Raw genomic sequence first — 15,311 nt, 5'->3', positions numbered from 1 at the left:
CCCATGCAGGCACACCCGGACGCCGTACGCGACCAGGCGGCACGGCCGACGATCGAGCTCGACCACCACGGCGCGGACTACCGCGACCGCTGGCAGGAGATCTCCGACGGCAACGTCGCGTCGTGCCCGGTCGCGCACACCGCCGCCCACGGCGGGACCTGGGTCGTCTCCGGGTACGAGCACGTGGTGGAGGCCCTGCGTGACCACGCGGTGTTCTCCTCGTACCAGGACCACACCGACCCGGGCGGGCCGATGCGCGGCACGAGCAACCCGCCGATCCCGGCCCTGAACGTGCCGCAGGAGCTGGACCCGCCGCTGCACACCGTCTACCGCCGGCTGCTCAACGGCCCGCTGTCGCCGGAGCAGTCCCGCCGCCGCGAGCCGTTCATCCGCCAGGTCACCGCCGCCTGCCTGGACCGGTTCTCCGCGAAGGGGCAGGCCGACCTGGTCGCCGAGCTGACCAACCCCGTGCCGGCGATCGTCACGCTCGGCATCCTCGGGGTGCCGCTGACGGACTGGGAACGGTATGCCGGGCCGATCCACCTGCTGACGTACTCGCCGCCCGGCAGCGCGTCCTGGACGGAGGCGATGACCGCCGTCGGCGAGATGATGGCGGTGCTCGGCGCGCTGGTGGTGGCCCGCCGGGCCGAGCCGACCGGCGATCTGATCAGCGTGCTGGCCACCGCGACCGGCGACGACGGCGAGCTGCTCCCGCTGGACCACGTCATCGCCACCGCGGGGCTGGTCGTCGCCGGGGGAGTGGACACCACCACGGCCCTGGTCTCGCACGCCCTGCACTGGCTGCACCGCAACCCCGCCGACCGCGACCGGCTGATCGCCGACCCGGGGCTGCTGCCCACGGCCGTGGACGAGTTCCTGCGGGTGCTGGCCCCGGTGCAGTTCATGTCGCGTACGGCGACCCGGGACACGGTGCTCGGCGGTCAGCGCATCGCGGCCGGTGAGCGGGTGATGCTTGCGTTCGCCGCCGCCAACCGCGACCCGGCGGCCTTCGACTGCCCGGCCGAGATGCGCCTGGACCGTACGCCGAACCGGCATGTCGCGTTCGGTTCGGGGGTGCACCGCTGCGTCGGCGCGCACCTGGCGAAGGTGGAGGCGGTGGTGATGCTGGACGAGATCCTGCGCCGCATCCCCGACTACGTCATCGACGAGCAGGCGGCGGAGCGTTATCCGTCGATCGGCGCGATCAACGGCTACATCGGCATGCCGTCGACGTTCACCCCGACCCCGGCGGTCGGCGCGGTCTTCCCCGCATCGGAGTCCGTTTGATCTGGTGTCCGGAATAGATGACGGACGGCGATCGCCGCGACCACGTATAGTCCCGCCGCGATGATCTATCTTGGGCGAGGAGCTGTATAGGTGAGAAGGCGTGCAGTTGGTGCCATGGCCGTGCTGGCGGCTGTGGCGATCGGGTTGTCGGGCTGCGGCTCGGACGGCGACGCCGCCCCGGCGACGTCGGCGCCACCGGCGTCGGCCGAGGAGCAGTTCGCGAAGGCGTCACTCGCCTTGACGACCCAGCCGGTCCAGTTCTCGATGGAGGTGGGCGGCCAGGTCGCGGCGAACGGGTGGCTGGACATGACCGGTCGCCAGGCCACCGTCGTGGCCTCGCTGCCGTTCGGCGGCAAGACCACCGAGATGAACGCGCTGATGATCGGTGACGACGTCTGGCTGAAGGTGAAGGGCAACCCGCGGCTGGCGAAGTGGATGCACACGACGGCTGCCGACGTCGCGGGCACCACGTTCGACATGGCGAACCCGAAGAACCCGGGTGGGGTGCTGGGCCTGGTCAACGCCGTCAACAAGGTGCAGCTCGCCGGGCCTGGACTGTTCCAGGGCACGGTGGACATGACCACCTCGCCGACGTATGACCCGAGCAAGGTCGGTGCGCTCGCTGAGAACCTGCGGGCAGTGCCCTTCGTCGCGAGCACCGACGGTGAGGGCCGGCTGACCAGCTTCGAGGTCGACCTGTCGCAGCTCGTGCCGGGTATGGTGATGGCGGCGACGTACAGCTACGTCACCCCGGTCACGGTGAGCGCGCCGCCTGCGGACGAGGTCACGGCGATGCCGGCCGACCTGCTGGCGGCGATCCGCGGCTGACGGCAGCCGGGCCATCCGTTGCCGGCGGACGGCCCGGCCTTCGCGGCAGGTCAGCCGTAGCGGGCGGCTACCACGGCGGGCGGAGGGGGATTCGGTCCGGGTCCGGGTGGCGGGCTCGGCTGCGGACTGGTCGGCGCCTGGGGCGGTGCGCTCGGCTTGGCCTTGCTGCCGTTGCTGACCTCGATCACCACGATGCCGTTCTTGATGGTCCGGCCCGACGGGTTCGTGCCGGACGCGGTGCCCTTCGGGCAGTCCGAGTCGACCTGCTTGGACGCGACCTCGACCTTGAAGCCCTTGCCGTTGAGGATCGACCGGGCCTGCGGCACCGTGCGGCACTTGACCGCCGGGATGGCCACCTGCGATCCGGTGACCAGCCGCAGGTTGCTGGGCCGTTGGAACTGGATCGACTCCTTGCCCTTCATCGCGTCGCGCAGCGCGAACTGCACCGCCGGGTTGATGACGCGGTGCGACATGGCATGGTTGACCTGCGCCCAGTCGGGGTCGGTCTGGAAGCCGGAGATCGCCAGCTGCTTGGTGGTGATGGTGAGCGTCACCGACTTGGAGTTGTCGGTGGTGCCCGTCTTGCCGGCGATGTGCTTGCCGATGATCTCGCGGGAGTCGCGGGCGGTGGCGCCCTGGCACTTGCCGTACAGCGACCGGTCGCCGACCGGGCACCGGGCCGCGTCGATCGCGGCGCGGGCCACGTCCACCGGGATGTTCTGCTTGCAGCGCCGGTCGCCGACGGCCAGCTTCTCGCCCTTGCTGGTCGTGATCGACTCGACGGGGATCGGCTCGCAGTAGACGCCGTCGGCGGCCAGGGTGGCGAACGCGTTGGCGATCTGCAGCGGCGTGTGGTCGGACGCGCCGAGCGTGAACGGCCCCCAGCCGTCGGCGGCCTGCGTGGAGTAGTAGAAGTCGTCGAGGGTCGAGCGCGGGTTGTCGTAGAAGGTCAGGCCCATGCGCTTGGCGGTGTCGATGACGTGCGAGCCGCCGGTCATCTCGAACAGCGGCACGAAGAACGTGTTGATGGAGCTGCCGAAGCCGTTCCACATGTTCTGCGGGCCGAAGTTGCGCCCGCCCGAGTTGGTCGGGCACCAGTAGCCGCCGCAGTTCGGGCTGCCGGTGATCCGGGTCCGGGAGACGTACGGCGCGCGGGTGTTGATGACCGTGGACAGCGGGTAGCCCTTCTCCAGCGCCGCCACCATGGTGAAGATCTTCATGACGGAGCCGGGCTGGTAGCCGCCGATGTCGGGGCCGCCGGTCAGCAGCGGGTTGGTGGTGTTCGGGTAGCTGCCCCGGACGCCGCGGCGGGCCAGCGCCGGGTTGGACGCCTTGCCGTTCTGCGGCTTGGTCTTGCTGTCGATCCGGAAGTTGCGGTTGGCGGCCAGCCCGCGCACCTTGCCGCTGCCCGGTTCGACGGCGGCCAGCAGGACCGCGTCGGACTTGTACTTCCACTTGCCGCCGGGCAGGTCCGGGTTCTTGTTCACCGAGCGGTCGATGCTGCGGTCCATCGCGGACTGCGCGGTGACGTCCAGCGAGGTGATGATGCGGAAGCCGCCCGACTTCAGCGAGCGCTCGCGGTCGTACGGGGTGACCCCGAACACCGGCTGCTGGTTCCACCAGCGCTGGAAGAAGTCGCAGAAGAAGCCCCACTTGATGTTGGTGCTCTGCACGCAGCCGTTCGGGGTGAACTTGCCGGTGACCTTCAGTGGCTCGGCCTTGGCCACCGCGCCCTGCTGCGCGGTGAGCGCGCCGGTCCCCACCATCTCGTCGAGCACGTAGTCGCGCCGGGCGACGGCGAGCGCCTGGCCCTTGAGGCTGATCACGTCGAAGTCGCCGGGGAACTTGACCAGCGCGGCGAGGAAGGCGGACTCGGCGGCGGTCAGCGTCTTCGGCTCCTTGCCGAAGTACACCTGCGCGGCGGCGAAGATGCCGTACGCCCGGTTGCCGAAGTATGCGGTGTTGAGGTAGCCCTCGAGGATGTCGTCCTTGCTCATGCGCTGCTCGATGGCCATGGCGTAGCGCATCTCGCGGATCTTGCGTTTGGCGGTGTCCTCGGTCGCGTCGACGACCTCCTGCGCGGTGTCGGCCGAGTACGAGATGGACAGCCGGACGAACTGCATGGTCAGCGTCGAGGCGCCCTGCTGCACGTCGCCGGCCTTCTTGTTGGCGATGTACGCGCGGGCGATGCCCTTGATGTCTACGCCGTTGTGCTCGTAGAACTTCTGGTCCTCGGCGGCGAGCACGGCCTGGCGCACGATCAGCGGCACGTCGGCCAGCGGCAGGTCGCGCCGGTTCTCGTCGTACATCGTGGCCAGCAGGGTCTTTCCGTCGGCCGCGTAGAGGTAACTGAGCTGGGGCGAGCGTTTGACGATCAGCTCGTCGGGCAGCTTGCCGAAGGCGTCGCCCCCCACGACGGCGGCCATGCCGGACAGCGCCACCGCCGGGAAGACCCCGGCGGCGACGACGACTCCGGCCAGCAGGCCGCAGATCAGCATGGACGCAATGTTGACCAGTGGGTTGCGGTAGCGCGAGCTCATCAGGTCACCGCCTCAGGTCAGGTGCGCAGGCCCGAGCCCCCGCAAAACACATAAGATCGGGCGATCATCGGGCAATGCAGCCATGCCGTCAAGGGGTTCGCGCGCCACCCGCGATCACCTTGAGGATGGGCCCGCCGCGCAAGCCGCACAAGCCCTTTCGGCGGGTCGTCGCCGACCGGCGGCCGCAAGGATGATCGCCCACTTGGGACGGCATGACGCCGGGGCGCGGGCCCCGCTGCCCTGAGTTGTGCGGAGCCGCCCGGCGCAGGCATGATCTGCAGTGCGATAGGGGAAACCGTATTCATCGCCGACCTGCCGCCCGAGACCTGAGGGAATCCATGTTCGCCGCTGCCTCCCTGCCGACCCAGCCGCGGGGACCGGCCCGGCTGACCCGGTTGCGGGTGCTGCTGATCGAGGACGACGAGGGCGACGCGTTCCTGGTCGAGGAGCTGCTGCGCGAGCAGGACGCGGCGATCCAGCTCACCGTCGCGCGCACCCTGCGCGACGCGCGGGACCTGATGGGCGAGGTCGACTGCATCCTGCTGGACCTGGGCCTGCCGGACGCGCAGGGCATCGACGGCCTGCGCCGGGTGCTCGCCGCCGCGCCCGGCACCGCGGTCTGCGTGCTCACCGGCCAGCAGGACACCCACATCGGCATCAGCGCGGTCGCCGAGGGCGCGCAGGACTACCTGGTCAAGGGCCAGGTCGACGGGGCGCTGCTGGAACGCTCGGTGCAGTACGCCGTCGAGCGCAAGTACGCCGAGGAGAACGCGCGCCGGCTGCGTGAGGTCGAATTGCGCCAGGCCGAGTCGGCCCGGCTGGAACGCGGCCTGCTGCCCCAGCCGCTGATGACCACGGACCAGCTGGCCGTGCACACGTTCTACCGGCCGGGCCGGTACGAGGCGCTGCTCGGCGGGGACTTCTTCGACGTGGTGCAGACCAGCCCGGAGCTGGTGCACGTGATGATCGGCGACGTGAGCGGCCACGACGTCGACGGTGCGGCGCTGGGCGTCGAGCTGCGGGTCGCCTGGCGGGCGCTGACCCTGGCCGGAGTCGCCCCCGAGCAGACGCTCAGCGCGATGGAGCAGGTGCTCTGCAGTGAGCGCAGCCATCCGAGCACCTTCGCGACGATGGCCGTGCTGCGCATCGACCTGGCCGCCGCCCGGATGTCGTGCTGGCTGGCCGGGCACCCGCCGCCGCTGCTGCTGTCGGGCGGCCGGGCCGTGCCCGTCGACGTGCCGTACGGGCTGCTGCTCGGCGTGGGCGACGCGCCCCGGCAGCGGGCCGACGTCGAGCTGCCCGACGACTGGTCGCTGCTGCTCTACACCGACGGGCTGGTCGAGGGGCGGCTGGGCGACAGCACCGACCGGCTCGGTGACGAGGGCCTGGTCGGGCTGTGCGCCACCCGGATCGGCCGCGGTGACACCATGGAACGGCTGCCGGCGAGCCTGGTCGAGTCGGCCGAGACGCTCAACGGCGGTCCGCTGGCCGACGACGTCGCGATCGTCCTGCTGAGTAAGGAACCGAACCCGTGATCAAGCGCGTGCAGTTCACCCACCCGCGGACCTGGTCGCTGCGCGCCCGGGTGACGGCGCTGGCCACGACCACCGCCGCGCTGCTGGCCATGCTCGCCGTCAGCGCCGCGCTGCTGGCCACGGCAAACCTGGACCAGCTCGACGTGGTGCTCAACAAGACCGGCGTGCTGCGCCTGTCGGGCGAGCAGCTGGGCATGGCGCTGGTCGACCAGGAGACCGGTGTACGCGGCTACGCGCTCAGCGGCGACGCCGCCGACCTCGGCCCGTACCGGACCGGGCGGGAGGCCGAGGAGCGCCTCTACGAGACGATGATCCCGCTGCTCGCCGACCAGCCGGAGACCCGGGCGCAGCTGGAGCGGGCCCGTGCCACGGCCGCCACCTGGCGCAGCACGGTCGCGGAACCGGGCATCACGGCGACCCGCGACCAGGGCCCTGGAGCCGGGCAGCAGGTGCTCAACCAGGCCGGCGGGCGGGAGAAGTTCGACCAGGCGCGCGAGCAGGTCGCACGGCTGCAGGAGGACATCGTCACCCTGCGCAACGCCGCCGTGGCCGACGTCCAGTCCACCAGTGAGAGCCTGGTCGTGCTGCTCGTCGTGGCGGGCCTGGTGGTGGTGGTGATGGGCACCGCCCTGGTGGTGCTGATCAACCGGATGGTCACCGTGCCCGTGACGGACCTCGCCGAGCAGGTGCGCCACGTGGCCGGCGGCGCGTACGACACGGAGATCGTCGCGACGGGTTCGCCCGAGCTGGAGCGGCTGGGCCGCGACGTCGACGCGATGCGCCGCCAGATCGCTGCCGACCTGAGCGAGGTCCGCGAGGCCAGGCAGGCCGTCGAGGAGATCAACCAGCAGCTGCAGGCGCAGGCGTCCGAGCTGACCCGCTCGAACCGGGACCTGGAGCAGTTCGCCTACGTCGCCTCGCACGACCTGCAGGAGCCGCTGCGCAAGGTGGCCAGCTTCTGCCAGCTGCTGCAGCGCCGCTACGCCGGGCAGCTCGACGAGCGCGCCGACCAGTACATCCTGTTCGCGGTCGACGGCGCGCAGCGCATGCAGCGGCTCATCAACGACCTGCTGGCCTTCTCCCGGATCGGCCGCAACACCAGCGGCTTCCAGCAGGTCTCGCTCGACGCCGTGATGCGCGACGTCGCCGAGCAGCTCAACGTCGAGGAGAAGTACGGCGCGGACGCGGTCACCTGGCACGACCTGCCGACCGTGGCGGGCGAGGAGGCGCTGCTGGAGACGCTGCTGGCCAACCTCGTCGGCAACTCCCTCAAGTTCCGCCGGACCGACGTGCCGGTGCGCATCGAGGTCAGCGCCGTGCACACGGACGACTCCTGGGACATCACCGTCAGCGACAACGGCATCGGCATCGAGGCCGAGTTCGCCGAGAAGATCTTCATCATCTTCCAGCGGCTGCACGCCAAGGACGCCTACCCGGGCACCGGCATGGGACTGGCCATCGCCAAAAAGATCGTGGAGTATCACGACGGCCGCATCTGGGTGGACGACTCCCGGACCGCCGGTGCGGCCATCACGTTCTCGCTGCCGATCAGCGATAACTCCGGCGCGGCGACCCTGCCCGCCGTGCCGACCCAGCACAAGGAGCTGACCGCATGATCGACGACAAGGGTGACCGGCCCATCGAGGTGCTGCTCGTCGAGGACGACCCGGGCGACGTGCTCATGACGCGCGAGGCGTTCGAGGAGTACAAGATGCGCAACACCCTGCACGTCGTCAGCGACGGCGTGGAGGCGCTGGCCTACCTGCGCAAAGAGGGTGAGTTCGCCGAGGCCAACACCCCCGACCTGATCCTGCTGGACCTCAACCTGCCGCGCCGCGACGGCCGCGAGGTGCTCCGCGAGATCAAGAACGACGCCGAGCTGTGCCGGATCCCGGTCGTGGTGCTGACCACCTCGCAGGCCGAGGAGGACGTGCTGCGCAGCTACCAGCTGCACGCCAACGCGTACGTCGCCAAGCCCGTCGACTTCGAGCGCTTCATCTCGGTCGTCAAGCAGATCGACGACTTCTTCGTCAGCGTGGTGCGCCTGCCCAGCCGCCGCTGACCCGCCGCCCGGTCCTGCTCATCAGGGCGTCCGCGGCCAGCGCCACCACCAGCCCGGCGGCGACGTCGGCAACGTAGTGGTAGCGCGTGTACACCACGGACACGGTGAGCAGGACCGTCGGCAGCAGCAGGCGGCGGAACGCGGGCCGTCCCCAGATCCGGCGGGCCGCCAGCACGACCGCCCAGGCCCCGGCGACGTGCGCCGACGGGAAGCAGGTGCCGACCGGGTCGGCGTGCGCCATCAGCCATTGCTGTGCCGGTGCCAGGACGTAGCCGGTCAGCTCGGGCGGATCGAACTGCACGGCCGGCGAGTGACGCGGTCCCAGCACCGGCAGTATCAGGAAGCCGAGGTAGCAGGTGTACACCGCGGCGCCGACCGTGGTGACCAGCCGCTCCAGCGCGGCCGGCCGCTGCCGGAGGATCAGCAGCAGCGGTGGTACGACGATGTACAGGTAGTAGCTCATGTAGGCGGCGTACATCAGCTCGGTGAGCGGCCGCGAGACGAGGCCGTCCAGCCACAGCGAGGGGTGGCCGCCCCATACGGCGGCGTCGAAGGCGTTCATCCCGGCATCGCGGTAGCCGCCGCGCACGACCAGCACGGTCGGCCCCACCAGCGTGTACGCCAGCGGCGCGAGGACCAGCGGGTACACCGTCCGCAGCACGGCCAGCGCCGGGACGTCCGGCCGGCGCGAGTGGGCGGCGATCAGGGCGAGCACGGCCGCCGCCATCGCCGCGTAGGCGAGCAGGTACGCCCACCAGTGCGCGAGCCGGTCGTGCCCTGCCGTGGCCAGCACCGCCACCACGGCCAGGTATCCGAGCACGATCACGTCGTGCGGACGCGGCACGACGGCCGGCGGTGCCTGGCGGTGTCGCCGGGTGGCGGAGCGGGCCGCGTCGTACATGATGGCCACGGTTCGACAGTACCCGCATAACGACGCAGCAAACGACGCAACTTGCTTTCCATGCGTATGTGACAGCGGGCAAAAGGGATGAACCACGATCTAGGGCGAAAACCGCTGAACGGCCGCCGCGGAGCATCCGCAATGGACAGACGGCCGTCGGCGGGTTCGCGGTCATGGGCTAGGGTCGCGCCCGTGGCGAACTGCGTGCAGTGCTCGAACGAAGCCGTCGTCGACGACCGGTGCCTGGCGCACCACCTCGAAAGCCGCCCGGCCGACGAGCGCGGCCGCCGGGTGCTCGCCGACCTCGACCTCAGCGGCCTGCGGCTCGACGACGTGCAGCTCGCCGACCTGGCGATCACCGGAGACCTGCGGTGCGTCGGCGCCGCCTTCCGCGGGCCGCTGCGGATCAGGAACGTCGACGTCGGCGGGAACGTGATCCTCGACGACGCGGGTATGCAGGGCTACGTCGCGATCACCGGGCTCACCGTCGGGGGCATGCTGCGCCTGCGCGACGCGACCCTCGACCGCGACGTCGAGATCACCGGCGTCACCTGCGCCGGCACGGTGTCGCTGGCCCGCGCCACGCTCGCCGGCTCGGTCGAGGTCAGCGGCCTGCGCACTCCGCACCTCGACCTGCGCCGCACCACGTTCCAGCACCGGGCGCTGATCGAACTCGGCGACGTGGACCGGGCCAACCTGCACCGGGCGGGCTTCCACCGGGGCGTACGCCTCACCTGCGCCGCCCCGACCCGCCTCGACCTGCTCGAAGTCGACCTCGGCGGACCGTCCGCGATCGCCGCCGCCGCCTCGACCGTCGAAGCCTGGCGGATGCAGGACCGGCCCGTGCTCGGGCGCACGCTCGGCACCGACCTGAGCCAGCTCCGGTTGTCGTACGTGGACCTGTCCGAATGCTCCTTCGCGGGCGCGCACCACCTGGACAAGCTGACCGTCGACGACTGGCACAGCTGGCGCACCTCGCCCCGCGACCTGTGGGTCACCCACCGCGTCACCCTCGCCGACGAGCACCGCGTGCGCGGCCACGCCCGCTGGGCGCTGCCCGGCGACGCGATCAGCGAGGCTCCCTCGATCGACAGCGTGCAGGCCGACTACCACGCATTGCGCAGCATGATGCAGGACCGCAAGGACCAGCGGGCCGCGTCCGACTTCTACTACGGCGAGATGGAGATGCGCCGCATCGGCCTGCGCCGGGCAGTGCGCGCCGGGCTGATCACCCGGGACTGGCGGGCGGCGTTCAGCACCCTCGGCGAGTGGCTGCTGCTGTGCCTGTACTGGCTGCTGTCCGGCTACGGCCAGCGGGCCTGGCGGGCCTTCGTGACCCTCGGCGTGGTCGTCGCCGCGGCGAGCGCCGCCCTGTCCCGCTGGGGCTTCCAGACCCCCACCGGGTACGCCGACTCGCTGCGGTACACGCTGCGCGCCGCGTCCACGCTGCTCCGGGGCTCAGACGTGGCCCTCACCCCGGCCGGCGACTGGATCGAGCTGGTGCTGCGACTGATCGCGCCGCTGCTGCTCGCGCTGGGCCTGCTGGCCATCCGGGAACGGGTGCGGCGCTAGGGGCCGTCCGTACAATCAATTGTCTTACATCTATCTGTCCTCATCGGAACACCTCGGATATACAAGGGCATCAGTGCATCACCGGCACTGTCCTGTCTGCTGGGGAGGAATTTCCATGAGACGCACCCTCACCACGGCCCTCGCCGCGACCCTGGCGGTCGCCACGGCCGCGGCGATCACGAGCCCGGCGGGCGCGGCCGGCGACCCCGTCCGCGCCGCCGACGCCACCACGGCCGCGCTGGCCGCGCTCGGCGCACGGCCTGACGGCACGTCACCGGCCGGCGAGGCGTACACCGTCTCGCGCACCGTCACCGACTCCGACGGGCGCACACACCTGCGCCTGCGGCGCACCCTGCACGGGCTGCCCGTGCGTGGCGGCGACGTCGTCGTGCACCTCGACCGGGCCAGGCGCGCCACCGGCACCGACGGGCTTGCCGCCGTCGCGCCGCAGACACTCACCCCGCGGGTGAGCGCCGACGCCGCGGCCCGGACCGCCAAGGCCGCCTTCGACGGGACCGTCACCGCCGTCGGCGCGCCGCAGCTCGTCGTCGACGCCGCCGAAGGCGGCCGCCTGGCCTGGGAGACCGTGGTACGCGGCTGGGCGCCCGACGGGCAGACACCGTCGCGGCTGCACGTGCTCGCCGACGCCGCGACCGGCGCCGTCTACGCCGCCGACGATGAGGTCAAGACCGTGCTCGGCACCGGCCGGGCGATCTACGCCGGACCGGTGCGCATCGACACCACGCTGTCGGGCACCGCGTACCAGATGATCGACCCGTCGCACGGCGGCAACCGGACCTGCGACATGCGCAACCTCATGACCGGGCCGTGCGTGCTCTTCGTCGACGCGGACAACCTGTGGGGCAACTACACCACCAGCGACCGGGCCAGCGCCGCCGCCGATGCCCACTTCGCCTCGGCAAAGACCTACGACTACTTCAGGTACGTGCACAACCGCTCCGGGCGCACCGGGACCGGGGCGGGCATCACGTCGCGGGTGCACTACGGCAACAACTACACCAACGCCTTCTACGACGGCACGCAGCTCACCTTCGGCGACGGCGCCGGCAACATCCACCCGCTGACCTCGATCGACATCCTCGCCCACGAACTCGGCCACGGGTACACCGACGCCCTGGTCGGCCTCGTCTACAGCGGCGAGTCCGGCGGCATCGACGAGGCCAGCAGCGACATCTGGGGTGCCATGGTGGAGTTCTACGCCGCCGCGCCCGGCGACCCCGGCGACTACCTGATCGGCGAGGAGGCCGACATCCTCGGCACCGGCGAGCCGTTCGGCAACCTGTTCGACCCGTCGCTGGACGGCTCGTCGCACAGCTGCTTCGGACCGGGCACCCCCGGCGCCCCGCCGCACGTGTCGGCCGGCGTCGGCAAGCACTTCTTCTTCAACCTCGCCGAAGGCACCGGCGCGACCGCGTACGGCTACAGCCCGCTCTGCGGGGACGTCGCCGACGTCGTCGGCATCGGCCGGGCCAAGGCCGAGAAGATCTGGTACCGGGCGCTCAACGTGTACGCCACGTCCACGACGACCTACACGAACATGCGGGCGTACACCCTCGGGGCGGCGGCCGACCTCTACGGCAGCTGCTCGATCGAGCACAAGGCGGTGCAGGCGGCCTGGAAGGCGGTCAACGTCACCGGAGTCACGGTCTGCGGCGGCCCCTGACCGCCCGATCGCCCGCTCGGCCGCCGCGGCCGGGTCGGTTAGCCTGTGCCCGTGTCCGAGCCGATCGACGTGCACTTTCCGCCGAGCCCCGCGCAATGGACCCTGCGAGCCCCGGTCGATCCGTGGGGAGACGGGTACGTGGCGCGGGTGCACGTCGAGATCCACGACAGCGGGCTGCGTGCCGAGACCGAGGCCGCGCTGTCCGTGCCGCCGGACGGCGGAGAGTGGGACCTGGTCGCGTACGTGCAGGGGCTGGCCGACGGCTGGCAGGGCTGGAGCGGCCCGCGCACCTGGCGCTCGCTGGACGACGACCTGCGTCTCGACGCCGTCCACGACGGCAGAGGCCGCGTCACCCTGGGAGTGACGCTGCGACCGAAGCGTGACGAGGGCTGGCAGGCGCGGATCGTGTTGGTGGTGGAGGCGGGGGAACAGCTCGACCGGCTCGCCCAGGATCTGCGATCGCACCTGGTTCTCTAGGCGGTCTCAGCCCGACGACGCGTTGCGACGACGACGAGACACCGGCTGAGGAGAGATGTCATGCGAAAGCTGAACGCGGAGCTGCCGCTGCGGTTCGAGCGCCCGTTCCAGCCGGTGCTGTACACGGCTTCCCACCGCACGCTCGTGCTGCGCAGCCACGGCCGTACCGATCCGGGTCATGGCGCGTCCGAATTCGCCGAGTCGGTCGACGTCATGTTCGTGAACGTGATCGCCATGAGCACGCGTGCCCGCTACCGGCCGCTGCTCGTCACCGCGACGGGCGATCTCACCGAGGTCGACGGCTTCCCGGAGGTGCCCGAACGCCATCGGCACCGGTACGTGTACCTGTCGGTGTCGGACGGCACGCACGACGGTTTCGTGGTCTGCGGCAACCTCCAGGTCGACCTGACCGGCGAGCTGGGCCTGCGCTGGACGGCCCGGTCTGCGGGTTAGGAAGGGCACCTTCTACAACGCGGAGCGTTGTGAAGGTGCCCTTCCTTTGTTCTTACTGGAAGCGGGTGCCGGTGGTGGGGCTCCAGGCGCCGTCGACGATGACGGGGGCGGCGGGCTGGGGCGAGAGGGGCTGGGCGGTGAACGCGCCGGCGGGGGCGATGGGGAGTTTGAGGACGGTGCCGGTCAGGTCGATGGTGGCGGTGGCGCCGGTGGAGTGGGCCATGACGAACTCGGGGTCGGTGAGGGTCAGGACCAGGCCGAGGCGGTGGCCGGCGGGGATGACCTGGTCGATGGGGCGCAGCTTCCAGGTGATCGTGTAGTAGGTGCTGGTGTTCATGGCCGTGGTGCTGGTCAGCGAGTCACGGTGCTGGCCGTCCATCCAGCCCCGGGACAGCACCTGGTATGCCGCGCTGGACACGACCTTGGCCGTGTTCCGGTAGCAGGCGTCGTCGGTGCTCGACGAGGAACCCCAGCAGGATTCGGTGGTCAGCGTGCTGATGCCCTCGCCGGAGGCGCGGTAGTTGACCCGCGTGGCGGTGCCGTACGTGACGAGCTTCGCGGTCAGGGTGGTGGTCGCCTTGCTGGAGCGGACCCGCAGCGTGATCGTCGGCGTGCCGGAGATGCGCAGGTCGGAGGTCAGCACCGGCGTCTGGTACACCTTGCGGCCGGTCCGGGCGGTCGTCGGCGAGCTGACCGCGTTGGCTTCGCTGAGCGACGGCGCGTCGGTCAGCGACAGGCTGCCCGAGCCCGCGCCGGAGGAGGCCAGCACGCCCGGGTTGCCGGTGCCCTGCAGCACGTAGTTGGCCGTGGCGGTGCCCGCGGGCGGCCACACGGTGCTGGTCTGCCACACGTCGGCGGCCCGTTCCACGTCGGCCATCGGCTCGCTCATGATGCCGTTGTCGATGCCCTTGAGCCAGTAGTCGAACCAGCGGTGCAGGGTGTCCACCCAGGCCGCGCGGCGGAAGTCGAACGGGTCGACGTGGCCCTCCTGGGACAGCCAGATCTTGCGGGGCACGTTGTTGGCGGCGAGGGCGTCCCACCACTGTCCGAAGTGCACGCCCTGCACGTTGAGGTCGTTCATGCCGTGTACGACGAAGACGCTGGCGTGCACCGAGGCCGCGGAGGTGACGTAGTTGCGGGCGGCCCAGAACGAGTTGTAGTTGCCGTTGCTGACAGCACCGCTGCTCAGGGCGCTGGACACGGCGGTGCAGGTGCCCGACGGGCGGCCGTTGACCGTGTTGTGCAGGCTCGGCACCGAGCTGACCTTCGGGTTGACCATGCCGTTGGCCCGGTTGTAGTCGTACCAGCTGGAGATCGCGCCGATCGGCACGATGGTCTCCAGGCCCTGCACGCCCGTGGCGGCGACCGCGTTGGCGACGGTGCCGTCCCACGACTTGCCGATCATGCCGACCTTGCCGGTGGTCCAGGTGGTCGCGTTGACCACGGTTCCGCTGGCGGTACGCCCGACGGCCCGGCCGTTGAGCCAGTCGATCACCGCTTTGGCGCCCTGCACCTCCTCGGTGCCGCCGACGTCCTCGCAGCCGGTGGAGCGGCTGGTGCCGGCCAGGTCGGCGGCGATGAACGCGAAGCCGCGCGGCACGAAGAAGTTGTCGTAGTACAGCGGGAACTTCGACACGGTGCCGTCGGCGGCGTACACCTTCTTCTCGGACTCGTTGCCGCGCCCGCAGCACTGGTAGTAGGGCGAGGCGTCCATGATGACCGGCACCTTCACCCCGGCGGTGGCGGCTTCGCGGGGCCGGATGATGTCCGCGACGACCTTGTCGGGGGTGCCGTTGCCGTCGTTGTCGAGGGTCGTCTCGACGTACACCGTCTCGCGGATGGCGGTGGTGTAGTCGTAGACCGGGTCGCTGAGCGGGGCGACAGGTGCCGCCGAGGCGGGTGCGGCCAGCGCGGTGGTGCCGAGCATGGCGAGCACGCACAGGAGGGGTATGCGACGCATCGACACATGGTG

12 protein-coding genes are annotated in these 15,311 nt (G+C 70.9%); 9 read left to right on the top strand and 3 right to left on the bottom strand.

Features of this window, described 5'->3' with window-relative positions:
- The first annotated feature begins 3 nt into the window (after nucleotides 1-3).
- Both Cco03nite_RS28600 and Cco03nite_RS28595 read left to right on the top strand, forming a co-directional pair.
- Nucleotides 4-1,287, top strand: coding sequence for a cytochrome P450 (locus tag Cco03nite_RS28600; RefSeq protein WP_203695582.1), 1,284 nt, complete (start codon nucleotides 4-6; stop codon nucleotides 1,285-1,287).
- 114 nt (nucleotides 1,288-1,401) lie between these two features.
- A complete protein-coding gene (locus tag Cco03nite_RS28595) occupies nucleotides 1,402-2,115 on the top strand; it encodes a hypothetical protein (protein ID WP_203695580.1) in 714 nt (237 codons plus the stop codon).
- Nucleotides 2,116-2,165: 50 nt separating this feature from the next.
- Here the strand turns inward: Cco03nite_RS28595 and Cco03nite_RS28590 are convergent, their stop codons facing one another.
- Nucleotides 2,166-4,655, bottom strand: a complete 2,490-nt coding sequence (locus Cco03nite_RS28590; RefSeq protein ID WP_203695578.1) for a transglycosylase domain-containing protein — start codon at nucleotides 4,653-4,655, stop codon at nucleotides 2,166-2,168.
- A gap of 338 nt (nucleotides 4,656-4,993) precedes the next feature.
- Between Cco03nite_RS28590 and Cco03nite_RS28585 the strand changes: the two genes are divergently transcribed.
- From Cco03nite_RS28585 to Cco03nite_RS28575, 3 genes are read left to right on the top strand one after another with little or no spacing between them, the layout of a single operon-like run.
- Nucleotides 4,994-6,190 (top strand): PP2C family protein-serine/threonine phosphatase, encoded by a 1,197-nt coding sequence (locus tag Cco03nite_RS28585; protein ID WP_203695570.1) that lies wholly within the window; start codon nucleotides 4,994-4,996, stop codon nucleotides 6,188-6,190.
- Nucleotides 6,187-7,806 carry a sensor histidine kinase gene (locus tag Cco03nite_RS28580; RefSeq protein ID WP_239167734.1) on the top strand — a complete coding sequence of 540 codons (1,620 nt, stop codon included), beginning with the start codon at nucleotides 6,187-6,189 and terminating at the stop codon, nucleotides 7,804-7,806. Before Cco03nite_RS28585 ends, Cco03nite_RS28580 begins: the two co-directional genes overlap by 4 nt.
- On the top strand, nucleotides 7,803-8,252 hold the full coding sequence (locus Cco03nite_RS28575) for a response regulator (RefSeq protein ID WP_203695568.1): 450 nt from the start codon (nucleotides 7,803-7,805) through the stop codon (nucleotides 8,250-8,252). The genes Cco03nite_RS28580 and Cco03nite_RS28575 overlap by 4 nt, the downstream gene beginning before the upstream one ends.
- Here the strand turns inward: Cco03nite_RS28575 and Cco03nite_RS28570 are convergent.
- Nucleotides 8,221-9,153 carry a phosphatase PAP2 family protein gene (locus Cco03nite_RS28570; RefSeq protein WP_239167739.1) on the bottom strand — a complete coding sequence of 311 codons (933 nt, stop codon included), beginning with the start codon at nucleotides 9,151-9,153 and terminating at the stop codon, nucleotides 8,221-8,223. The two genes, Cco03nite_RS28575 and Cco03nite_RS28570, sit on opposite strands and share 32 nt — an antisense overlap.
- 192 nt (nucleotides 9,154-9,345) lie before the next feature.
- On the opposite strand from Cco03nite_RS28570, the gene Cco03nite_RS28565 reads away from it, so the two are divergent.
- From Cco03nite_RS28565 to Cco03nite_RS28550, 4 genes are all read left to right on the top strand, one after another.
- The gene (locus Cco03nite_RS28565; protein WP_203695565.1) at nucleotides 9,346-10,725 is read left to right on the top strand and encodes a hypothetical protein; all 1,380 of its coding nucleotides are present in this window, start codon (nucleotides 9,346-9,348) and stop codon (nucleotides 10,723-10,725) included.
- Between the two features lie 115 nt (nucleotides 10,726-10,840).
- Complete coding sequence (locus tag Cco03nite_RS28560) at nucleotides 10,841-12,409, top strand: M4 family metallopeptidase (protein ID WP_203695563.1); 1,569 nt, start codon at nucleotides 10,841-10,843, stop codon at nucleotides 12,407-12,409.
- Nucleotides 12,410-12,460: 51 nt separating this feature from the next.
- On the top strand, nucleotides 12,461-12,886 hold the full coding sequence (locus Cco03nite_RS28555) for a DUF6228 family protein (RefSeq protein ID WP_203695561.1): 426 nt from the start codon (nucleotides 12,461-12,463) through the stop codon (nucleotides 12,884-12,886).
- A gap of 60 nt (nucleotides 12,887-12,946) precedes the next feature.
- On the top strand, nucleotides 12,947-13,339 hold the full coding sequence (locus Cco03nite_RS28550; protein ID WP_203695559.1) for a hypothetical protein: 393 nt from the start codon (nucleotides 12,947-12,949) through the stop codon (nucleotides 13,337-13,339).
- A 52-nt stretch (nucleotides 13,340-13,391) separates the two neighbouring features.
- Here the strand turns inward: Cco03nite_RS28550 and Cco03nite_RS28545 are convergent, their stop codons facing one another.
- Complete coding sequence (locus tag Cco03nite_RS28545; protein ID WP_203695557.1) at nucleotides 13,392-15,299, bottom strand: Xaa-Pro dipeptidyl-peptidase; 1,908 nt, start codon at nucleotides 15,297-15,299, stop codon at nucleotides 13,392-13,394.
- Nucleotides 15,300-15,311 lie beyond the last annotated feature (12 nt).

This window comes from Catellatospora coxensis (assembly GCF_016862635.1).
Classification (GTDB): Bacteria; Actinomycetota; Actinomycetes; order Mycobacteriales; family Micromonosporaceae; genus Catellatospora; species Catellatospora coxensis.
The sequence above is the reverse complement of the archived record's forward strand: the minus strand, read 5'-3'. Positions and strand labels throughout refer to the sequence as shown.

Coding starts and splice junctions, on each gene's coding strand:
- Cco03nite_RS28575 (WP_203695568.1), top strand. CDS start 7,803: ATGATCGACGACAAGGGTGACCGGCCCATCGAGGTGCTGCTCGTCGAG.
- Cco03nite_RS28585 (WP_203695570.1), top strand. CDS start 4,994: ATGTTCGCCGCTGCCTCCCTGCCGACCCAGCCGCGGGGACCGGCCCGG.
- Cco03nite_RS28595 (WP_203695580.1), top strand. CDS start 1,402: ATGGCCGTGCTGGCGGCTGTGGCGATCGGGTTGTCGGGCTGCGGCTCG.
- Cco03nite_RS28600 (WP_203695582.1), top strand. CDS start 4: ATGCAGGCACACCCGGACGCCGTACGCGACCAGGCGGCACGGCCGACG.
- Cco03nite_RS28550 (WP_203695559.1), top strand. CDS start 12,947: ATGCGAAAGCTGAACGCGGAGCTGCCGCTGCGGTTCGAGCGCCCGTTC.
- Cco03nite_RS28560 (WP_203695563.1), top strand. CDS start 10,841: ATGAGACGCACCCTCACCACGGCCCTCGCCGCGACCCTGGCGGTCGCC.
- Cco03nite_RS28590 (WP_203695578.1), bottom strand. CDS start 4,655: ATGAGCTCGCGCTACCGCAACCCACTGGTCAACATTGCGTCCATGCTG.
- Cco03nite_RS28545 (WP_203695557.1), bottom strand. CDS start 15,299: ATGCGTCGCATACCCCTCCTGTGCGTGCTCGCCATGCTCGGCACCACC.
- Cco03nite_RS28570 (WP_239167739.1), bottom strand. CDS start 9,153: ATGTACGACGCGGCCCGCTCCGCCACCCGGCGACACCGCCAGGCACCG.